At 67.0% G+C, this 18,391-nt stretch carries 16 protein-coding genes; 12 read left to right on the plus strand and 4 right to left on the minus strand.

The features are described 5' to 3' along the window. Window positions 1-29 precede the first annotated feature (29 nt). Window positions 30-794, plus strand: a complete 765-nt coding sequence (locus ACZ46K_RS15675; RefSeq protein ID WP_464749161.1) for an acyltransferase — start codon at window positions 30-32, stop codon at window positions 792-794. A gap of 24 nt (window positions 795-818) precedes the next feature. Continuing rightward, entirely contained in the window at window positions 819-2,324 is a 1,506-nt protein-coding gene (locus ACZ46K_RS15680) for an amidase (RefSeq protein WP_054810850.1), read from the plus strand. A 23-nt stretch (window positions 2,325-2,347) separates the two neighbouring features. Here ACZ46K_RS15680 and ACZ46K_RS15685 read toward each other — a convergent pair whose 3' ends face one another. From ACZ46K_RS15685 to ACZ46K_RS15695, 3 genes are read right to left on the minus strand one after another with little or no spacing between them, the layout of a single operon-like run. After that, window positions 2,348-3,595, minus strand: coding sequence for a glycosyltransferase family 4 protein (locus tag ACZ46K_RS15685; RefSeq protein ID WP_464749336.1), 1,248 nt, complete (start codon window positions 3,593-3,595; stop codon window positions 2,348-2,350). 20 nt (window positions 3,596-3,615) lie between these two features. Beyond that, window positions 3,616-5,139: a 1,4-alpha-glucan branching protein domain-containing protein gene (locus ACZ46K_RS15690; RefSeq protein WP_464749337.1), complete on the minus strand. Its 1,524-nt coding sequence runs from the start codon at window positions 5,137-5,139 to the stop codon at window positions 3,616-3,618. Between the two features lie 26 nt (window positions 5,140-5,165). Further along, the gene (locus ACZ46K_RS15695; protein ID WP_464749338.1) at window positions 5,166-5,999 is read right to left on the minus strand and encodes a class I SAM-dependent methyltransferase; all 834 of its coding nucleotides are present in this window, start codon (window positions 5,997-5,999) and stop codon (window positions 5,166-5,168) included. Window positions 6,000-6,174: 175 nt separating this feature from the next. Between ACZ46K_RS15695 and ACZ46K_RS15700 the strand changes: the two genes are divergently transcribed. The 8 genes from ACZ46K_RS15700 to ligA all read left to right on the plus strand — a co-directional run bounded on the left by ACZ46K_RS15700 (window position 6,175) and on the right by ligA (window position 15,358). Beyond that, complete coding sequence (locus ACZ46K_RS15700; RefSeq protein WP_054806870.1) at window positions 6,175-6,960, plus strand: electron transfer flavoprotein subunit beta/FixA family protein; 786 nt, start codon at window positions 6,175-6,177, stop codon at window positions 6,958-6,960. A 48-nt stretch (window positions 6,961-7,008) separates the two neighbouring features. Further along, window positions 7,009-7,965: an electron transfer flavoprotein subunit alpha/FixB family protein gene (locus ACZ46K_RS15705; RefSeq protein ID WP_054806869.1), complete on the plus strand. Its 957-nt coding sequence runs from the start codon at window positions 7,009-7,011 to the stop codon at window positions 7,963-7,965. Window positions 7,966-8,100: 135 nt separating this feature from the next. Continuing rightward, window positions 8,101-8,922, plus strand: a complete 822-nt coding sequence (locus ACZ46K_RS15710) for a GNAT family N-acyltransferase (RefSeq protein ID WP_054806868.1) — start codon at window positions 8,101-8,103, stop codon at window positions 8,920-8,922. Next, entirely contained in the window at window positions 8,919-9,809 is an 891-nt protein-coding gene (locus tag ACZ46K_RS15715) for a lysophospholipid acyltransferase family protein (RefSeq protein ID WP_464749162.1), read from the plus strand. Before ACZ46K_RS15710 ends, ACZ46K_RS15715 begins: the two co-directional genes overlap by 4 nt. 42 nt (window positions 9,810-9,851) lie before the next feature. Beyond that, window positions 9,852-11,087, plus strand: coding sequence for a cysteine desulfurase family protein (locus tag ACZ46K_RS15720; protein WP_054806867.1), 1,236 nt, complete (start codon window positions 9,852-9,854; stop codon window positions 11,085-11,087). After that, a complete protein-coding gene (gene mnmA, locus ACZ46K_RS15725) occupies window positions 11,084-12,202 on the plus strand; it encodes a tRNA 2-thiouridine(34) synthase MnmA (RefSeq protein ID WP_054810631.1) in 1,119 nt (372 codons plus the stop codon). Before ACZ46K_RS15720 ends, mnmA begins: the two co-directional genes overlap by 4 nt. Then, on the plus strand, window positions 12,199-13,227 hold the full coding sequence (locus ACZ46K_RS15730) for a methionine synthase (protein ID WP_464749163.1): 1,029 nt from the start codon (window positions 12,199-12,201) through the stop codon (window positions 13,225-13,227). Before mnmA ends, ACZ46K_RS15730 begins: the two co-directional genes overlap by 4 nt. Before the next feature lie 37 nt (window positions 13,228-13,264). Next, complete coding sequence (gene ligA / locus ACZ46K_RS15735) at window positions 13,265-15,358, plus strand: NAD-dependent DNA ligase LigA (protein ID WP_464749164.1); 2,094 nt, start codon at window positions 13,265-13,267, stop codon at window positions 15,356-15,358. A gap of 45 nt (window positions 15,359-15,403) precedes the next feature. Here ligA and ACZ46K_RS15740 read toward each other — a convergent pair whose 3' ends face one another. Beyond that, window positions 15,404-16,045 (minus strand): hypothetical protein, encoded by a 642-nt coding sequence (locus tag ACZ46K_RS15740; RefSeq protein WP_054805486.1) that lies wholly within the window; start codon window positions 16,043-16,045, stop codon window positions 15,404-15,406. Window positions 16,046-16,232: 187 nt separating this feature from the next. Between ACZ46K_RS15740 and ACZ46K_RS15745 the strand changes: the two genes are divergently transcribed. Together ACZ46K_RS15745 and ACZ46K_RS15750 are read left to right on the plus strand one after the other, a co-directional pair. Next, window positions 16,233-17,513, plus strand: coding sequence for a metal-dependent hydrolase family protein (locus ACZ46K_RS15745; RefSeq protein ID WP_464749165.1), 1,281 nt, complete (start codon window positions 16,233-16,235; stop codon window positions 17,511-17,513). A gap of 95 nt (window positions 17,514-17,608) precedes the next feature. After that, on the plus strand, window positions 17,609-18,391 hold the full coding sequence (locus ACZ46K_RS15750; RefSeq protein WP_464749166.1) for a P-loop NTPase family protein: 783 nt from the start codon (window positions 17,609-17,611) through the stop codon (window positions 18,389-18,391).

Here is an 18,391-nt window from a genome sequence, read left to right on the forward strand (position 1 = left end):
GACCGAGGCAGACCGTTACGCTGCGTGCCATGACGAGCATGTGGGGTGCACCGTTGAGCACCAGGTGGCGTGGATCGCGACGCCGCGATCCGGAGCAGGCCCGATTCCTGACACCGGCATCGCTGCGGTGGGTGCTGAACAACAAGGCGTATACCCCGTGGTACCTCGTGCGGTACTACCGGCTGGCGAAGTTCAAGCTGGCGAATCCGCATGTGGTGCTGCGCGGGATGGTCTTCCTGGGGAAGAATGTGGAGATCCACGCGACACCGGACCTGGCGCGACTCGAGATCGGCAAGTGGGTCCACATCGGCGACGGTAACGCCATCCGGTGCCACGAAGGATCCCTACGTATCGGCGACAAGGTCGTGTTCGGCAAGGACAATGTGGTGAACACCTACCTCGATATCGAGATCGGCGCATCGACCTTGGTCGCCGACTGGTGCTACATCTGCGACTTCGACCATCGCACCGAGGACATCACCTATCCGATCAAGGATCAGGGCATCGTGAAGAGCCCCGTCCGGATCGGTCCCGACACCTGGATCGCCGCGAAGGTCTCGGTCTTGCGCGGCACCCGGGTCGGACGCGGGTGCGTCCTGGGAGCGCACGCCGTCGTCAAGGGTGACATCCCCGACTACGGCATCGCCGTGGGCTCCCCGGCCAGGGTCGTGAAGAACCGCAAGGACGCGTGGGAGGCCGGCGCCGCCGATCGGGCGGCCTACGTCGCGGCGCTCGAAGACATCGCGCGTAAGAAGGCGGGTGACCCGCCCGTCGATGCGAATATCGCGCCTTGACGGGCCTCGGAGGAGGGAACGGCCGTGGAGTACGCCGAGTATCGCCGCTACGACGCGGTGGGTCTTGCAGGACTGGTCGCCCGAGGTGAGGTGTCGCCGGTCGAGTTGCTCGATACGGCACTCGCACGCCTCGAGACTGTCGATCCGACGCTGAACACGGTTGTGCGCCGTCTCGACGAGCGTGCCCGCGTCCGCGCCGACGGGCCCCTGTCGGGGCCGTTCGCAGGTGTGCCGTTCCTGGTCAAGGACCTGTTGCAGGATGTGATCGGAACGCCCACCGGGAGCGGCTCCCGAGCCCTCGCCGAACTCCCGGCGGCGCAGAACTCCGTGGTGGTCGACCGTTGGCTCGATTCCGGGTTGGTGATCTTCGGCAAGACCAACACGCCCGAGTTCGGGGCGAAGGGAATCACGGAACCGGAGGCGGGTGGAGCAACCCGCAATCCATGGAACCCTGAGCTCACACCCGGCGGGTCCTCGGGCGGTTCCGCAGCCGCCGTGGCTGCGGGTGTCGTACCTGTGGCGGGTGCCAACGACGGTGGCGGCTCGATCCGGATTCCGGCGGCATGCTGCGGCCTGGTCGGCCTCAAACCCGGTCGGGGCGTGGTACCCACGGGGCCGGTCGGTGGGGAGCCGCTGCACGGCGCAGTGTCCAATGGTGTGATCAGCCGGACGGTCCGCGACTCGGCCGCGATGCTCGACGTGATGGCCGGCGCCTATCCTGCGGCGCCCTACGCGGTAGGTGGTATTCCCGGTTCTTATGCTGCAGTGGTGAGTACGCCGCCGCGACGCCTGCGGATCGGCTACGGGACCGCCTCGCCGATCGGTACCGGCGTCGATCCCGAGGCCGTTGCTGCAGTCGACCGCGCGGTGGTGTTGCTCGACGAACTCGGGCACCGGGTGGAGCCCGCCGAGACCGGAATCGACGAGCGGCGACTCGCTGCCGACTTCCTGACGATGTGGTTCGCGTCGCTCGCACTCGAGGTGGACGATGCCCGGCATCGCACCGGGTGTGGGCCCGGCGGGTTCGAGTTCGACACCCGCATGCTGGCCGAACTGGGCCGGTCGGTGTCGGCGCCGGATTATCTTGCCGCGCATGCCCGATGGGCGGATTACATTCGCGACCTCGCCGCGTTCCACGAACGCTACGATCTGCTGCTCACCCCGACTCTGGCGTATCCGCCGGCGCGGGTCGGTGAACTGGCCACGCCGATGTGGATGCGGGCGCTCGGGTCGGTACTCATGACGACCCGGATGGGGCGACTTGCGCGCTGGAGTGGGTTGATCGACAAGGTGATCGACGACAACCTCGGTCGCACCCCCTATACGCAACTGGCGAATATCACCGGGCGCCCGGCGATCTCGGTTCCGTTGCACTGGACAGCTGAAGGAGTGCCGCTGGGTGTGCAGTTCGTCGCCCCGCTCGGCGGTGAGGCGCTGCTGCTCTCACTTGCCGCCGAACTCGAACAGGCGAGCCCGTGGTTCGACAGGCAGCCACCGTTGTTACCTGCACCCGACGTGTACCAGAAATAGCCCCGACCCGGGGAACCGATGGTTCAGCCGCGATCCGGCAGGGGGCGCTGCGGGATCGTCGGCCGCGCCATCGGGTGCCGGACCCGGCGTTTCGCGGCGGCGTATACCTGGACGGTCTCCTCGGCGACCACGCCCCAGTCGAAGTCGTCGGTGAGCCGTTCTCGGGCCGCACGTGCCCGCTCCTGTGCCGCGAGCGGATCGTCGAGGGTCTCGCGGACCGCGGACACCAGGCCTGCGACATCGCCGGGCTGGAACGACAGTCCGGTCGCGCCGTCGACCACCGCTTCACCGAGACCACCCGCGGTGGACGTGACGAGTGGGATGCCCGCTGCCGCCGCTTCGAGGGCGATGATCCCGAACGGTTCGTAGCGACTGGGCAGGACGATGGCGTCACCGCCGTGTAGCCACCCGAGCAGTTCGGTGTGGTCGAGGTTGCCCACGAAGGTCACCGACCGCGCGACCCGATGCAAGCGGGCCTGTTCGCGCAACCACTCGAACTGGGTACCCTCACCGGCGACGACGAGCGTGGTGCCCGGATGCGAACGCCGGATCTTCGGCAAGGCCGCGATTGCGTCCTGCACACCCTTCTCGTACTCGAGCCGGCCGACGTACAGCAGTTGTGCAGGCATGGTCCGGGGTTGCCGCTCGCGGTACGACCAGGTGGTGATATCGATGCCGTTGCGGATCACCGATATCTTCGGCAGCGCGGGGCCGTACAGCTCGGTGACTTCGTCGCGCATGGACGCCGAACACGTGATGAGCGCGTCCGATTCGTTGGCCAGCCACCACTCGACCGAGTGGACCTGCCGGTTGATGCGACCCGACAGCCACCCGCTGTGACGGCCGGCTTCGGTCGCGTGGAGGGTGGAAACCAATGGAACGTCGAAGTATTCGGCGAGGGCGATCGCGGGATGCGCGACGAGCCAATCGTGCGCGTGCACGACGTCGGGGTGCCACCCGTCGCCGATGCCGCCGCGGCTGAGCCCGACTCCCGCGCGGACCATCGCGTGTCCCATTGCGAGAGTCCAGGCGAGCATGTCGGTGCCGAACTCGAAGTGCGGCGCGTCCTCGGCCACCGCGACGACGAGGACACCTTCGGAGATGTGGGTGATCGTCGGGTGGGTCGACGCATCGGTGCCGGTGGGGCGCCGCGACAGCACCACCACCTCGTGCCCGACCGCGGCGAGTTCGGTCGCCAGATGGTGGACGTGTCTGCCGAGCCCACCCACCACGACCGGGGGGTATTCCCAGGACACCAGGAGGATCTTCAGCCGCGGCGCACTCGTCGATGTCACAGGGGACCTCCGTGTCGTCCGGGAAGACGCCGCGCGTCGAGTCCGGGGAACAGATTGTCGGCGCGGTTCCACGCGTCGGCGAGTCGTGCCGCCGCGGAATCGCGACCTTCGGCGACGGCGGCTGCGATCTCCCGCGTCGCATGGGCGTGCTTGTGGGCACGCTCGCGTGCGTAGCCTGCCGCGGTGTCCTTGCTGACCATGAACGCCCAGTCGCTCGAGACGGTCATCAGTGCTTCACGCAGAATCTGGTCGTGCACCCGGTTGCGTAGGTCCGCGGCGTTCGACCCGAGCGTGTCGCGGGACTTGTCGATGGTGTCGAGAGCGGTGGCGACCACCTCGTCGTTGAGCTGGACCAGATCGGAGACCTGGTCACCGGCCCACACCCGCCAGTCCTTCCCCGATCCCCAGGACGAGTCCTCGAGGTCCACCGGTCCGCCGACGTATCCGCGATCGCGTGCGTCGGAGAGCGTGCCGACCTCGATCCCGGCTTCGGGCAGTGCACGCAGCAGTCGTTCGAGGAAGATCGGTCCCTCGTACCACCAGTGCCCGAACAGTTCGGTGTCGAACGCCGCAACGACGAGGGCGTCGCGCCCGATGCGGGCCGATTCGTTGCGTAGTCGCTTCCGGACGGTGTCGACGAAGTCCTCGACGTGCCGATCGAGAGCCGCCGACGCGAGGTCGGGGTCGTACGGGGCCTTGTCCTCCGATGCGACGGTACGTCCGGTGACGCGTGAGGGCTTGAGACCCGTGTCGTGGCAATAGGTGTGGAAGTCGCGGTATGCCGAATGTCCGGGGTATCCGGACTTCGGAGACCACACCCTGTATGAGACCTGCAGATCGCGGCCGAAACACACGACGTCGGACTCGCGGACCGTGCGCCCGAGTGCGGTGTCGCCGTGCAGCGCCGGTCCGTCGACCATGAAGTGCTCGACACCCGCTGCGGCGTAACCCTTCTCCATGCCCGGCGTGAATCCGCATTCGGGTCCCCAGATTCCGCGGGGGGTGTGGTGCCATCGCTGGTGCGCGTCCTCGAGCCCTTCGGACAGCGAGAAGGCCCGCAGGCGAGGATCGAGCAACGGCTGGAAGGGATGGGCGAGCGGTCCGCCGAGCAGTTCGATGGTGTCGGCGTCGATGAGTTCGCGGATCACGGGTGATCCGCCGTGCCGCCACCGGGTTTCGAACGACTCGAGTGCCCAGTCGGCGGCGCGATGCTCGCGGGCGCCGAGTGCGCGATAGGACGGTTCGGCCATCCCGGCGGCCTCGTGCGCGCGCAGCTTCCAGTTGCCGAGCCAGTGGTGCATCCCGGTGAGGCTGTGCGGATCGTCGAGCTGTGCGGCCAGCACGGGTGTGATTCCGAGGGTCAATAGCCGTGTGTGCCCCTCGTCGGTGAGGCGGCGTAGGACGTCGACGACGGGCAGATAGGTCGCGGCCCAGGACTGATACAGCCATTCTTCGCCGACCGGCCACCGTCCGTGGTTCGCGAGCCATGGGAGGTGGGAGTGGAGGACCAGGGCGAACATTCCTGGTTCGCGTGTCGGTTCGGGTCTCACGGAGCGGGATCCTTCACCGCAATTGCCACCAGGTCGAGGCTGTCGTCGATGTTCTCGGGGTAGAGCGCGAAGTCGTCCGAGGTGATGGCCGCGACGTCGGTGGTCAGGGCGTCGGGCCACGGTTCACCCGCGAGTGCGCGCTCGATCTGCGCATCGATGAAGGAGCCGCCGTACTTGGCGTCGAGTGCACGCAGGGTGGTGCCGTGGTGGACGCCGGTGACCAGTTCGACGCGGAAACCTGCTTCCTCGAGGAGTTCGGTGAGTTCGGCGGCGTCGAGTTCACGAGTGTGGAACGGGTTGAGCGGTGTGTCGCGTCCGGGGGAGAAGGTGATGCGGTTGGGGGTGCTGATGAGCAGTTCGCCCCCGGGCGTCAGCACACGGTGGCATTCCCGAAGGAATTGCGCTTGGTCCCAGAGGTGTTCGATGACTTGGAAATTCACGACCGTGTCGACGGATGCGTCGTCGAGGGGGAGTGCGGCGAGGTTTCCCTGGCGGATGTCGACGCGCGGGTAGCGGGCGCGGATGTGCGCGACGGCGCTCTCGTCGTAGTCGAGTCCGATGACGCGCGTGGCGACGTCGGCGATCATGTCGGCCCCGTAACCCTCGCCGGCGCCGGCCTCGAGGACGGCGCGATCGGCGCATCGGTGCAGCAGGTCGCGGTAGACGACTTCGTGGCGGCGGAACCAATAGTTCTCTTCGGCGATGCCGGGGACTGTCCGTTCGCCGGTCAGTGGCAGCTGCTGCGCGCCGTCGGCGCGGACGGTGGAGTCACTCACCGCCCCGAGAGTAGACCCACCGTCTGTGGTGTCGGACTCGGTGGTCCAGATCACAGCCATCTCGCTCCTCGTCTGCGGTTATGGTGAACCGGGAATTCCGCTAAGTTACCACTGGGTAACTTAGCGTTTGGTAATCTGACGCACACGCCGTGCGACAGGCACGAGTACTCGGTTCAGGCATCGCCGCTCCGATCCGAAGCAGCTACACACAGGAGGTCGACGTAGACCCATGACGAACATCGTCGTTTTGATCAAGCAGGTCCCCGACACGTGGTCCGAGCGCAAGCTCACCGACGGCGACTTCACTCTCGACCGTGAAGCAGCCGATGCCGTGCTCGACGAGATCAACGAGCGGGCCGTAGAAGAGGCCCTGCTCATCAAGGAGCGCGACGGCGGCGAGGTGACCGTTCTCACGGCCGGTCCCGACCGCGCCACCGATGCGATCCGCAAGGCGCTGTCGATGGGTGCTGACAAGGCCATCCACCTCAACGATCCTGCTCTCCACGGCTCGGACGCCATCCAGACCTCGTACGCGCTTGCTGCTGCGCTCGGTCAGATCGAGGGTGTCGAGCTGGTCATCGCAGGTAACGAGGCCACCGACGGTCGCGCAGGTGCTGTGCCGGCGATCATCGCCGAGTACCTGGGTCTTCCCCACCTCACCCACCTGCGCAAGCTGACCGTCGCCGACGGCAAGGCTTCCGGCGAGCGCGAGACCGACGAGGGCCTCTTCAGCATCGAGGCTCCGCTGCCGGCCATCATCTCGGTCACCGAGAAGATCAACGAGCCGCGCTTCCCGTCCTTCAAGGGCATCATGGCCGCGAAGAAGAAGGAAGTGCAGACCCTCACGCTCGCCGAGATCGGTCTCGACCCGGAAATCTTCGGTGTCACCAACGCTGCCACCACCGTCACCGGCGTCACCCCGAAGCCCCCGCGTACCGCAGGTGAGCGCGTCGCGGACGAGGGCGAGGGCGGCAACCTGATCGCCACGTACCTGGTCGGCCAGAAGATCATCTGATCGCGCCCCACGGCACACAGCAGACATATCTAGGGAGAGAAGCAAGCAATGGCAGAAGTACTTGTGCTCGTCGAGCACGCCGAGGGTGCACTGAAGAAGGTCAGCGTCGAGCTCATCACCGCCGCACGTGCGCTCGGTGAGCCGTCCGCCGTCGTCGCCGGTCCTGCCGGCACCGCAGACAAGCTGCAGGAAGCCCTCGCCGCGGCCGGTGCCGCCAAGGTCTACGCCGCCGAGTCCGACATCGTCGACGGCTACCTGGTGACCCCGAAGGTCGACATCCTCGCTGCCCTCGTCGAATCCACCAGCCCCGCAGCGGTTCTCACCGCAGCCTCGGTCGAGGGCAAGGAGGTGTCGGGCCGTCTCGCCGCGCGTATAGGTTCGGGCCTGCTCGTCGATGTCGTCGACGTCAAGGGCGACGGCTCGGCCGTCCACTCGATCTTCGGTGGCGCGTTCACCGTCGATGCCAAGGCCAACGGCGAGGTTCCGGTCATCTCGGTGCGCCCGGGTGCCATCGAGTCCGCTCCGCAGGCCGGTGCCGCAGAGCGCGTCGACGTCGAGGTTCCGGCGCAGGAAGAGAACGCTGTCAAGGTCACCTCGCGTGAGCCCGTCGTCGGTGGCGACCGTCCCGAGCTCACCGAGGCAACGATCGTGGTCTCCGGTGGCCGCGGCGTCGGTAGCGCCGACAAGTTCTCGGTCGTCGAGGATCTCGCCGATTCGCTCGGCGCCGCAGTCGGTGCCTCCCGCGCCGCAGTCGACTCCGGCTACTACCCGGGCCAGTTCCAGGTCGGTCAGACGGGCAAGACCGTCTCGCCGCAGCTGTACGTCGCGCTCGGCATTTCCGGAGCCATCCAGCACCGCGCCGGCATGCAGACGTCGAAGACCATCGTCGCGGTCAACAAGGACGAAGAGGCTCCGATCTTCGAGATCGCGGACTACGGCGTCGTGGGCGACCTGTTCAACGTCGCGCCGCAGTTGACCGAGGCCGTCAAGAAGCACAAGGGCTGATCGGTCTCCACGTAGTAGTTCCGCGCGGCCCCATCCCGGACTTCCGGGATGGGGCCGCGCGGTTGTTCCGCCTTGTTCACGAACGAGACACCGCCGCGCTGCCGTCGTGCCGCACCGCCGCGCTACACCTGCAACATGACCACATCAGCGGTGCTGTCGCACACACGAGAATTCACGGTTCCGGTGCTGTCCGGGCCGCGGTACTCCCTGAGTATCTCCACCGAGTCACACCACCGGGAAGCGGCGCAGCGGCTGCGGCGCCGGGTGTTCGCCACCGAACCAGGTTTCACACTCCCAGCGGACGGAAGTGACCTCGACGTCGATCCGTTCGACGAATTCTGCGACCACCTGCTCGCGCACGAGATCAGCACCGGCGAACTCGTCGGCTGCTACCGGATGATGCAGCCCCTCGCCGCGCGCGAGGCCGGCGGTTACTACACGGCCACCGAATTCGACCTCTCTGCGCTCGACCCCTACCGCCTGCGTGCCGTCGAGATGGGCCGAGCATGCGTCGATGCGGCGCACCGCTCCGGATCCGTCCTGACACTCATGTGGGCCGGGATCCTGCGCTACCTCGAACTGACGGGCCACGACCGGGTCATCGGATGCGTCTCGGTGCCGATGCAGCTCCATCCCGGCGATGCTGTGGGAGCAAACGTGCGCGGCGTGCGGGACATGGTGCTCGAACGCCACGGCATCGAGCCGGAGCGTCGGGCCCGCCCCCTGAAGCCGGTGCTGGTCGACGGCCGATTCCTCGACGAGATCGACGGGCCTGCACGGGTCGTCGTTCCCCCGCTCATGCGCGGATATTTGCGACTGGGCGCGCAGATCTGTGGTGATCCCGCACACGATCCGGATTTCGGCGTGGCGGACTTCGTCGCCATGCTGAGCCTGCACGACGCGAACATCCGCTACCTCGAACGCCTTCGAGCCGCCGCTGAGAGCAGCGAAGGATGACCCGGCGCGCGCACGCGTGGATGCCCGCGAGCCCGTGCGGCGACGGCTGCCTTCCCTCGACGTCGCCCCGAGTCTCGTGGCCGACCGTCGTCACGCGCGCCTTCACGTTCATAGCAGTCCTCGCCTGTGCGCCGATCCTCGTGGTGGCCCGCCTCGTCCCGGTCTCTGCACGAGAAACACTCCTGCGCGCGGGTGCCCGCGGCCTGCTGCGATGCGTGGGAATGCGGGTCGTCGTCACCGACCTCCGCGACCGGCGTGGATACGACGGAGGGCTCCTCGTCGTGGCACCACACGTGTCGTGGACCGACGTGCTGGTGGTCATGGCTGTGGCCCCAGCCGGGTTCGTGGCGCGCGCAGACCTGCTCGAGTGGGGTGCGCTCGGGTCGCTGGCGCGGCGGATGCGGGTGATCCCGATCGAGCGCGAACGCCTGCGTGCTCTACCCGGTGTCGTCGACATCGTGCGGTCACGGTTGGACAGCGGCGAGCGCGTCGCGGTCTTCCCGGAGGGGACGACCTGGTGTGGTCGCGCGTACGGGGGTTTCCGCTCGGCACTGTTCGAGGCGGCCATCGACGCAGAATGCCCGGTACAGCCCATCGGGTTCGTCTACCTCGATCACACGGGGGTCCGGACCACCGGTCCGGCATTCGTGGGTGAGGAGACGATCGGAGCGTCGATCGCCCGGCTCGTGCGCTCGCGGGGGCTGGTCGCGTCGGTGACTCTCGCACCGCTCGAGTGGCCGGGTACCGATCGCCGCGACCTCGCTGCCCGGTGCGAGCGGGCGGTACGGCCGACCGAACGGATTGCCGTCCCGCACGTGGTGCGGACAACAGCTCCCGGGGCGGTGCCGACAACACCTGCGGAAGTGAGCGCACCGTCACCGGGGTGACCGCAGCGCTCACTCGACCGGACCGGCTATCCTGGATCGGTCATGACCTTGCCCGCCGCCGGTCCGTCCGGCACCCCGAAGACCGTCTACCTCGACCACGCCGCGACCACGCCTATGCTGCCTGCGGCGATCGAGGCGATGACGCAAGTATTCGCGACAGTCGGAAACGCGTCGTCCCTGCACGGTTCCGGTCGGGCTGCCCGACGCCGGATCGAAGAGGCCCGTGAGTCGATCGCGGCCGATCTCGGCGCACGCCCCTCCGAGGTGATCTTCCTCTCGGGTGGTACCGAGGGCGACAACCTTGCTGTCAAAGGCATCTACTGGGGTCGGCGCGCTCAGGATCCGCGCCGCCGCCGCATCATCGCGAGCGCGGTGGAACACCACGCTGTGCTCGATGCCGTCGAATGGCTCTGCGAGCACGAGGGCGCGGACGTGACGTGGCTGCCCGTGGACGAGGCAGGGCGAGTGGATCCGCGCACGTTGCGCGAGGAGCTCGAGGCGCACGCCGACGAGGTCGCGCTCGTGACCGTCATGTGGGCGAACAACGAGGTCGGTACCGTGATGCCGATTGCCTCGCTCGCGGCAGTGGCCGCAGAGTTCGACATTCCGATCCACAGCGACGCAGTCCAGGCCGTGGCGCACCTTCCTGTCGACTTCGCGGCGAGCGGCCTGTCTGCCCTCACCGTGGCCGCACACAAGTTCGGCGGACCTCAGGGCGTGGGCGCGCTACTGCTGGGCCGGCAGGTGCCGTGTGTTCCGCTGGCACATGGCGGCGGCCACGAACGCGACGTGCGATCCGGGACCCAGGACACCGCGTCGATCGTGGGTATGGCGACGGCTCTTCGTCACGCGACCGCCGAACTGCAGGAACAGGCCGCCGAACTCGGGACGCTGCGCGATGCGCTGATCTCCGGCGTCGAACGGGTCGTGCCCGATGCGGTGCTCAACGGGCTGCGCGGAGCCGATCGGTTGCCGGGCAATGCACATTTCACATTCCCCGGGTGCGAAGGCGATTCGTTGCTCATGTTGCTCGATGCTGCCGGGATCGAATGTTCGACGGGTTCGGCATGCACTGCGGGGGTGGCACGGGCGAGCCATGTGCTGGTCGCAATGGGATGCGACCCGGCCACGTCTCGGGGATCCCTACGATTTTCGTTGGGGCACACCACGACCCGGGGGGATATCGAAGCTCTGCTTGCGGCGTTGCCGCAGGTGGTGGAGAGAGCGCGCGCTGCCGGAATGGCGAGCGTCGGCGGACGAGGAGGTGACCGGGGATGAGGATTCTTGCGGCGATGAGCGGCGGTGTGGACTCGGCGGTTGCTGCGGCCCGTGCCGTCGATGCGGGCCACGAGGTGGTCGGTGTGCATCTGGCCTTGTCGACGGCGCCGGGTACGTTGCGCACCGGATCGCGTGGATGTTGTTCCAAGGAAGACGCCGGCGATGCGCGCCGCGCCGCCGACGTACTCGGAATTCCGTTCTATGTATGGGATTTCGCCGACCGCTTCAAAGAAGACGTGATCGACGATTTCGTGGCGTCCTACGCTGCCGGGCAGACCCCGAACCCGTGCCTGCGCTGCAACGAGAAGATCAAGTTCTCGGCGCTGGCGGATCGCGCCATCGCCCTCGGGTTCGACGCCGTCGCGACCGGCCACTATGCGCGGCTCGACGGCGGGGTGTTGCGGCGCGCGGTCGACGCAGACAAGGACCAGTCCTATGTGCTGGCAGTGCTGACCGCGGAACAGCTCTCGCGTGCGATGTTCCCCGTGGGCGACACCCCGAAGGAGCAGATCCGCGAAGAGGCCGCCGAGCGTGGCCTGGCGGTGGCGAACAAGCCCGACAGCCACGACATCTGCTTCATCCCGTCGGGCGACACCCGCGCATTCCTCGGAGCCAGGATCGGTGTCCGGCCCGGCTCCGTCGTCGACGCCGACTCGGGTGAGATTCTCGCCGAACATGAAGGTGTGCACGGCTTCACGATCGGGCAGCGCAAGGGCCTCGGGATTGCAGGGCCCGGCGCCGACGGGCGCCCCCGCTACGTCACGGAGATCGAACCAGAGACCGGCACCGTGAAGGTGGGCGGCGCCGAACGTCTGCAGGTGTCGTCGATCAGAGCAGAACGTGCCGTGTGGACGTCGGGTTCCGCGCCGGTCGGGCCGATCGAATGCGTCGTACAGGTCCGCGCGCACGGAGGCCTCGCCGAGGCGGTCGCCGAAGCTGTCGGCAGCGTCGACGATGTCGTGAACCGCGACGGAGGCATCGAGATCTCGCTTCGCGAACCGCTCACCGGTGTTGCGGCAGGCCAGGCGGCGGTTCTCTACCGCCCCGACCCGGCAGGCGACATCGTCCTCGGCAGCGGCACGATCGCCACCACCGACACGGCCGGAGAACAGTGACGACAGAGCAGGTCGGTGCGAGTCCCTGGGCGGGGCTGGTCACCGGAATCGGATCATGGCCGGGCACCGACGCCCGGGAGGCCGCCGCGGTGATCATCGGAGAACTTCCGGCGCTGCCTCACCTGGTCGAGCTCCCTGCACGGGGGCTCGGAGCCGACATGATCGGCCGCGCGAGCGCACTGCTCGTCGACATGCATCTGGATGCCACCACCACGGGCTACCGTCTGCGGGCCGGGCGCGGTGCCGTCGCACGTGTCGCCGAGGACCTGCTGAAGCAGGACCTCGACGCATTCGAGGAGGCGTGGGAACTCGCCGGAGCCGGGTCCGATCGCACCGTCAAGGTGCAGTCGATCGGACCGTGGACGCTCGCCGCGCATACCGAGCTTGCGACGGGCAAACGCGCTCTCGTCGACCGCGGTGCGGTCCGCGACCTGTCGGAATCTCTCGCGGAAGGTCTCGCACGGCACGCCGCCGAACTCCGGCGGCGCCTCGGCGTCTCGACGGTCGTCCAACTCGACGAACCGGCACTACCGGCCGTGCTCGCCGGGTCGCTGCGGGGACGCACCATGCTCGAAACCGTACCGGCTGTGCCCGAACCCGAGGCCCAGCATGTCCTCGATGCAACCCTCACCGCCCTCGGGCTCCCGACCGCGGTGCACTGCTGCTCGGCCGCACTGCCCGCAGGCCTGCTGCGGCGCAGTGCAGCCGCTGCCGTGTCGTTCGACCTCACGCAGCTCACCCGCGCAGACTTCGACGCGGTGGGCGAACTGCTCGATTCGGGCACGACCCTGCTGCTGGGCCTGATCCCGGTGACCGCACCGGAGCAGTATCCGACCTGGCGGGAGCTGGCGTCACCGGCCGTGGCGCTGATCGACCGGCTCGGATTCGCGCGCACCACGCTACGTTCGGTATCGGTCACCCCGACGTGCGGTCTGGCGAACGCCGATCCCGACTGGGCACGGACCGCGCTCGGATTGGCGAACGACATCTCCGCGGCGTTTTCGGAAGACCCCGAATCACTCTGACGAAGTCGGTCGGTCCCCTCGACTACGCTTGCAAGCTGTGAGTGAACCGACGGACGTGGCCCCCACAGCTCCAGCAGAAGTGCGCGAGCGCTGGCAGCAGCTCGCGGAGGAAGTGCGCGAACACCAGTTCCGCTACTACGTGCGCGACGCCCCGATCATCTCCGACGGCGCGTTCGATCAGTTGCTCGGGCAACTCAACGCGCTCGAAGGCGAGTACTCGGACCTTCGCACCCCCGATTCGCCGACACAGCTCGTCGGTGGCGGTTTCGCCACCGATTTCACGGCTGTGGATCACCTCGAGCGGATGCTCAGCCTCGACAACGTCTTCGACGAGGACGAACTGCGCGCCTGGCTCGCCCGCGTCGAATCCGAGGCCGGATCGGATCTGCACTACCTGTGCGAGGTGAAGATCGACGGTGTCGCACTGAGCCTCGTCTACGAGGACGGGCGGCTCGTGCGCGCGGCCACGCGCGGCGACGGACGCACCGGGGAACTGGTCACGCTCAACGCCATGACCATCGACTCCATTCCGGAACAACTCACTGCCACAGACGAATACCCGATTCCTTCGGTCCTCGAAGTTCGCGGAGAGGTGTTCTTCCGGCTCGAAGATTTCCAGGCGCTCAATGCAAGTCTCGTCGCCGAGGGCAAGGCACCGTTCGCCAATCCTCGGAATTCGGCGGCGGGGTCGCTGCGTCAGAAGAACCCCGCAGTAACGGCGAAGCGCCGGCTCGGCATGATCTGTCACGGCCTCGGCCGGATCGAAGGCTTCCGTCCCGAATCTCAATCCGATGCCTACGATGCGCTCGCTGCCTGGGGCCTACCTGTTTCACCGCACACCCTGCGGGTCACCGGCGCCGACGCGGTCATCGACCGGATGAAGTACTGGGGCGAGCACCGCCACGACATCGAGCACGAGATCGACGGACTCGTAGTGAAGATCGACGAGATGGCCCTGCACCGCCGCTTCGGGGCGACGTCGCGGGCCCCACGCTGGGCAATTGCGTACAAGTACCCGCCCGAGGAAGTGACAACCAAACTTCTCGACATCCGGGTCAGCGTGGGGCGCACCGGTCGCGTGACTCCCTTCGCATACATGGAACCGGTGTCGGTCGCCGGGTCCACGGTGTCGCTCGCGACTCTGCACAACGGTTCCGAAGTGGCACGCAAGGGTGTTCTCATCGGCGACACCGTCGTGCTGCGCAAGGCAGGCGATGTGATCCCGGAAGTGCTCGGACCCGTTGTTGATGTCCGCGACGGCAGCGAACGCGCATTCGTGATGCCTACCGAGTGCCCCGAATGCGCGACCCCCCTCGCGCCGGCGAAGGAAGGCGACGTCGACCTGCGCTGCCCGAACCAGCAGTACTGTCCGGCCCAGCTGCGTGAGCGGGTGTTCCATGTCGCGGGACGCGGCGCATTCGACATCGAGGCCCTCGGCTACGAGGCGGCAACGGCCCTGCTCGAATCCGAGGCGATCGGCGACGAAGGTGACCTGTTCTCGCTCACCGCCGACGACCTGATGCGCACGTCGATCTTCAAGACCGCCAAGGGCGTGCTGTCGAAGAACGGGGAGCGACTGCTGCAGAACCTCGCGAAGGCGAAGGAGAAGCCGCTCTGGCGGGTCCTCGTGGCTCTGTCGATCCGGCATGTCGGGCCCACCGCGGCGCGCGCTCTGGCCACCGAATTCGGAAGCCTCGACCGTATCCGGGCGGCGTCTCTCGAGGAACTCGCCGCGGTCGAGGGTGTGGGGGGCACGATCGCGACCGCCGTCGTCGAATGGTTCACCGTCGACTGGCACGTCGTGATCGTCGACAAGTGGGCCGCGGCCGGTGTGAGTATGGCGGACGCGCGTGACGAATCCATCGCGCGCACCCTGGAGGGCATGTCCATCGTGGTCACCGGCACGCTGGCCGGGCTCTCCCGCGACGAAGCGAAGGAAGCGATCCTCGCCCGCGGGGGCAAGGCCGCAGGCTCGGTGTCGAAGAAGACCGCTTTCGTCGTGGTCGGCGACAATCCGGGCTCCAAGGCGGACAAGGCCTCGGACCTGGGTATTCCGATTCTCGAGGAGGACGCGTTCCGTGTCCTCCTGGAACAGGGACCCGACGCGGTTCTAGGCCCACCCGAGTCCTGACGCCGCGCGGAACCGCGGCGGCGACCGTCGGGTGCACAACGGCCATCAGGACGCGGCCGAAGGCACCGGTTCGGGCGCGCGCTGTCTGCCGAGATAGACGGCCGATGCGAAAAGGAAGCACAGCGCCCCGACGAACGTTCCGACATTCGCGAGACTCGGATCGAGCGTGTTGCCGGTTGCGAGGACGAACGACCCGACGGCGGACACACCGAAGGCGATGGACCCGAGCATGTTGAGCCAGACGCTCTGCCAGTCCTTCGAGCGCGGTGCCCAGTACGACTTCGCGCGCCACAGGATCAGCACGGCGAGCGCACTGGAGACGAGAAAGCACAGGGACCCCTCGAGATTCGGGTTCCACACCAAGTGCTTCTCACCTTTGACGGTGTGTGCGTGCAGAGCTGCTCCGGTGCTCACGTTGAACAGAAGCGTGCCGATGAATTGGACCAGTGCCGAAAGCCACTCGGCACGGATCCCGATCCCCTGCTTGTCCGCGACCGTCGGGGCGCCGCTCAACATCAACTGTACGAATGCAGCGCCCGTGAAAAACCACGAGCCGACGAAGAACGACGTATTTGCACCCGCGGTGCCGAGCATGCTCGAGATTCCAGGGGCCGAACCGAGTGCGAAGAGGAAGGCCCCGACAACGAATCCCCAGGACTGCATACGCAAGGTCGGGCGGATCACCATGGCGGCAGTGTAGAACACCGCAGGGCGTCTCGTATCCAATACGGATACGCGTGGCAGAGGGTGAAATCCCCTGCTCGGGAGCATCTTTTCACCGACATCGGTACGAGGGTGAAACCGGAGGGTGAATTCTGTCGACCGGCCGCGGGATCGGGCGCGCGCCGAGAATATCCGGATTAACGTCCGGCTCATGACGGCAACCCCGGATTCGAGCAAGCGCCTGTTGTTCCGAAACGTTCGCGTATTCGACGGTCACTCCGGTGATCTGGTCGGTGGCGACGTGTTGATGGATGGGGACAGGATCGCCGCGGTATCGACGTCGCCGATCGGCGACGAACCGGGCCGCGAGACCGTCGTCGTCGACGGTGCCAACCGAGTACTGATGCCCGGCATGAGCGATGCCCACGTCCACCTGGTCGGCAACGCCAATTCCTACGTCGACATGGTGATGGGCTCCGAGTCCCACATCGCGCTGAACGGGCTCGCAGAGGCAAAGAACATGTTGCACCGCGGGTTCACGGCGGTGCGCGACATGGCCGGAGATACGGCCAGCATCAAGTCGGTGATCGACCGGGGACTGTTCGAAGGCCCACGGATCTACCCGTCACAAGCCGCCCTCTCGCAGACGAGCGGGCACGGTGATTTCGGATTCGTCTACGACTGCCCGACGGTGTTCGGAGGCGACCAGAGCCGTGCCGAACAGATCGGGTTCATGCGGGTCGCGGACGGGGAAGATCAGGTCCTCGCCGGTGTGCGCGAGCAGCTGAAGAAGGGTGCGTCGCAGATCAAGCTGATGGTGGGCGGCGGTGCGGCGTCGATGTACGACCCGCTGTACACCGTGCAGTTCATCGACAAGGAACTCAGAGCCGCGGTGAACGCAGCAACCGATTACGGCACCTACGTGGCGACCCACGTGTACAACGTCACCGGGATTCGGCGCGCACTCGCGGCGGGTGTTCGGTCCATCGAACACGGCCATCTTGCCGACGAGGAGACCATCGCGCTGATTGCGGAGAAGGAGGTGTGGCTGTCGATGCAGCCCTTCGCTCTCGGCGACCACCACTATCCCGACCCGGATCGCGCGGAGAAGGACCGGGAGATCTGCACGGGTGTGGACCACGTCTACGAGTGGGCGAAGAAGCACGGCGTCAAGACTGCATGGGGTACCGATCTTCTGCTCGAGCCGCAGATCGCGCCGCGGCAGAGCGAGATGGCCGCTCGTCTGGGCGACCATTACACCAATCTGGAGTCGTTGACGATGCTCACGTCGGGCAACGCCGAACTGTTCAGGCTCGCAGGTGAACGGGATCCGTACCGCCAAGCCGAATTCGGAGTGATCCGACAAGGGGCCTGGGCCGATGTGCTCCTCGTCGATGGCAACCCGCTCGACGACCTGAACTTGCTGGCGGACCCGGGCAAGAACCTGTCGGTGATCGTCAAGAACGGTCGAATAGTCAAGAACCAGCTCTGATCGCGTCGCCCCGACAAGTGACGCCGCGCGCGATGTCACCCGCTGGGGCGTGCCCGGATGTCGTCGCTGAAGCGACGAGGAAGTGTGGGTGACCAGTGGCCGATACACATCTCGAAGAGTATGAATCCGAGGACTACGAGACCTCCGAGGCCTCCGATAGACCCGAATCCGGGTGGCGTCAGATCCCGGGCAGCCTGGTGTCGGCCCGAGGCATCGAACTTCACGGCCCGTGGGGTCCCGTGTTCGGTCCACTCGACCTCGATATCGACGAGGGCGGTGTGACGGTCGTGTCGGGACAGGTGGGTGCAGCCCGTACCGCGCTCATGATGGCGCTGTGCGGCAGGATGCGGCTGACTCGGGGATCGCTCACCGTCCTCGGTTTCAAGAACAAACCGACGAAGGTGTTCGCTCAGTCGGCCATCGCGTGCATGAACGAGCTCGACGACGTGCTGCCGTCGGTCACCGTGCGCGACCTAGTGACCGAGCAGAAGCGCTGGGATTCACCGTGGTACAAGATCGTTCCGCGTGTCGACGAGGGCGGGGTCGCCGACATGTGTGCCGAGGTCTTCGGCGAGGTACCGCTTCCACGGCTCAACGCATTCGTCGACGATCTGCCCGAGATCCAACAGTTGCTGCTGCGCATTGCGGTTGCGAACACGCGCCGGCCTCCGCTGCTGGTGGTCGGGCGGATCGACAAGATCGCCGACGACAGGGAGCGTGCCACATTGCTGGGAAGGCTGGTTGCGCTCGGAGAGCAGCAATCGGTGATCACCGCCGACGTGAACCCGCTCGAACCGGGTACGGGAGTGCGAGCGGTGGTCGACATGCACGGACTTCTCGGCCCCGGAGACATCGGTGTCATGACCGAGGTGAGGTGA

The organism is Rhodococcus sp. JCM 9793 (assembly GCF_055380405.1).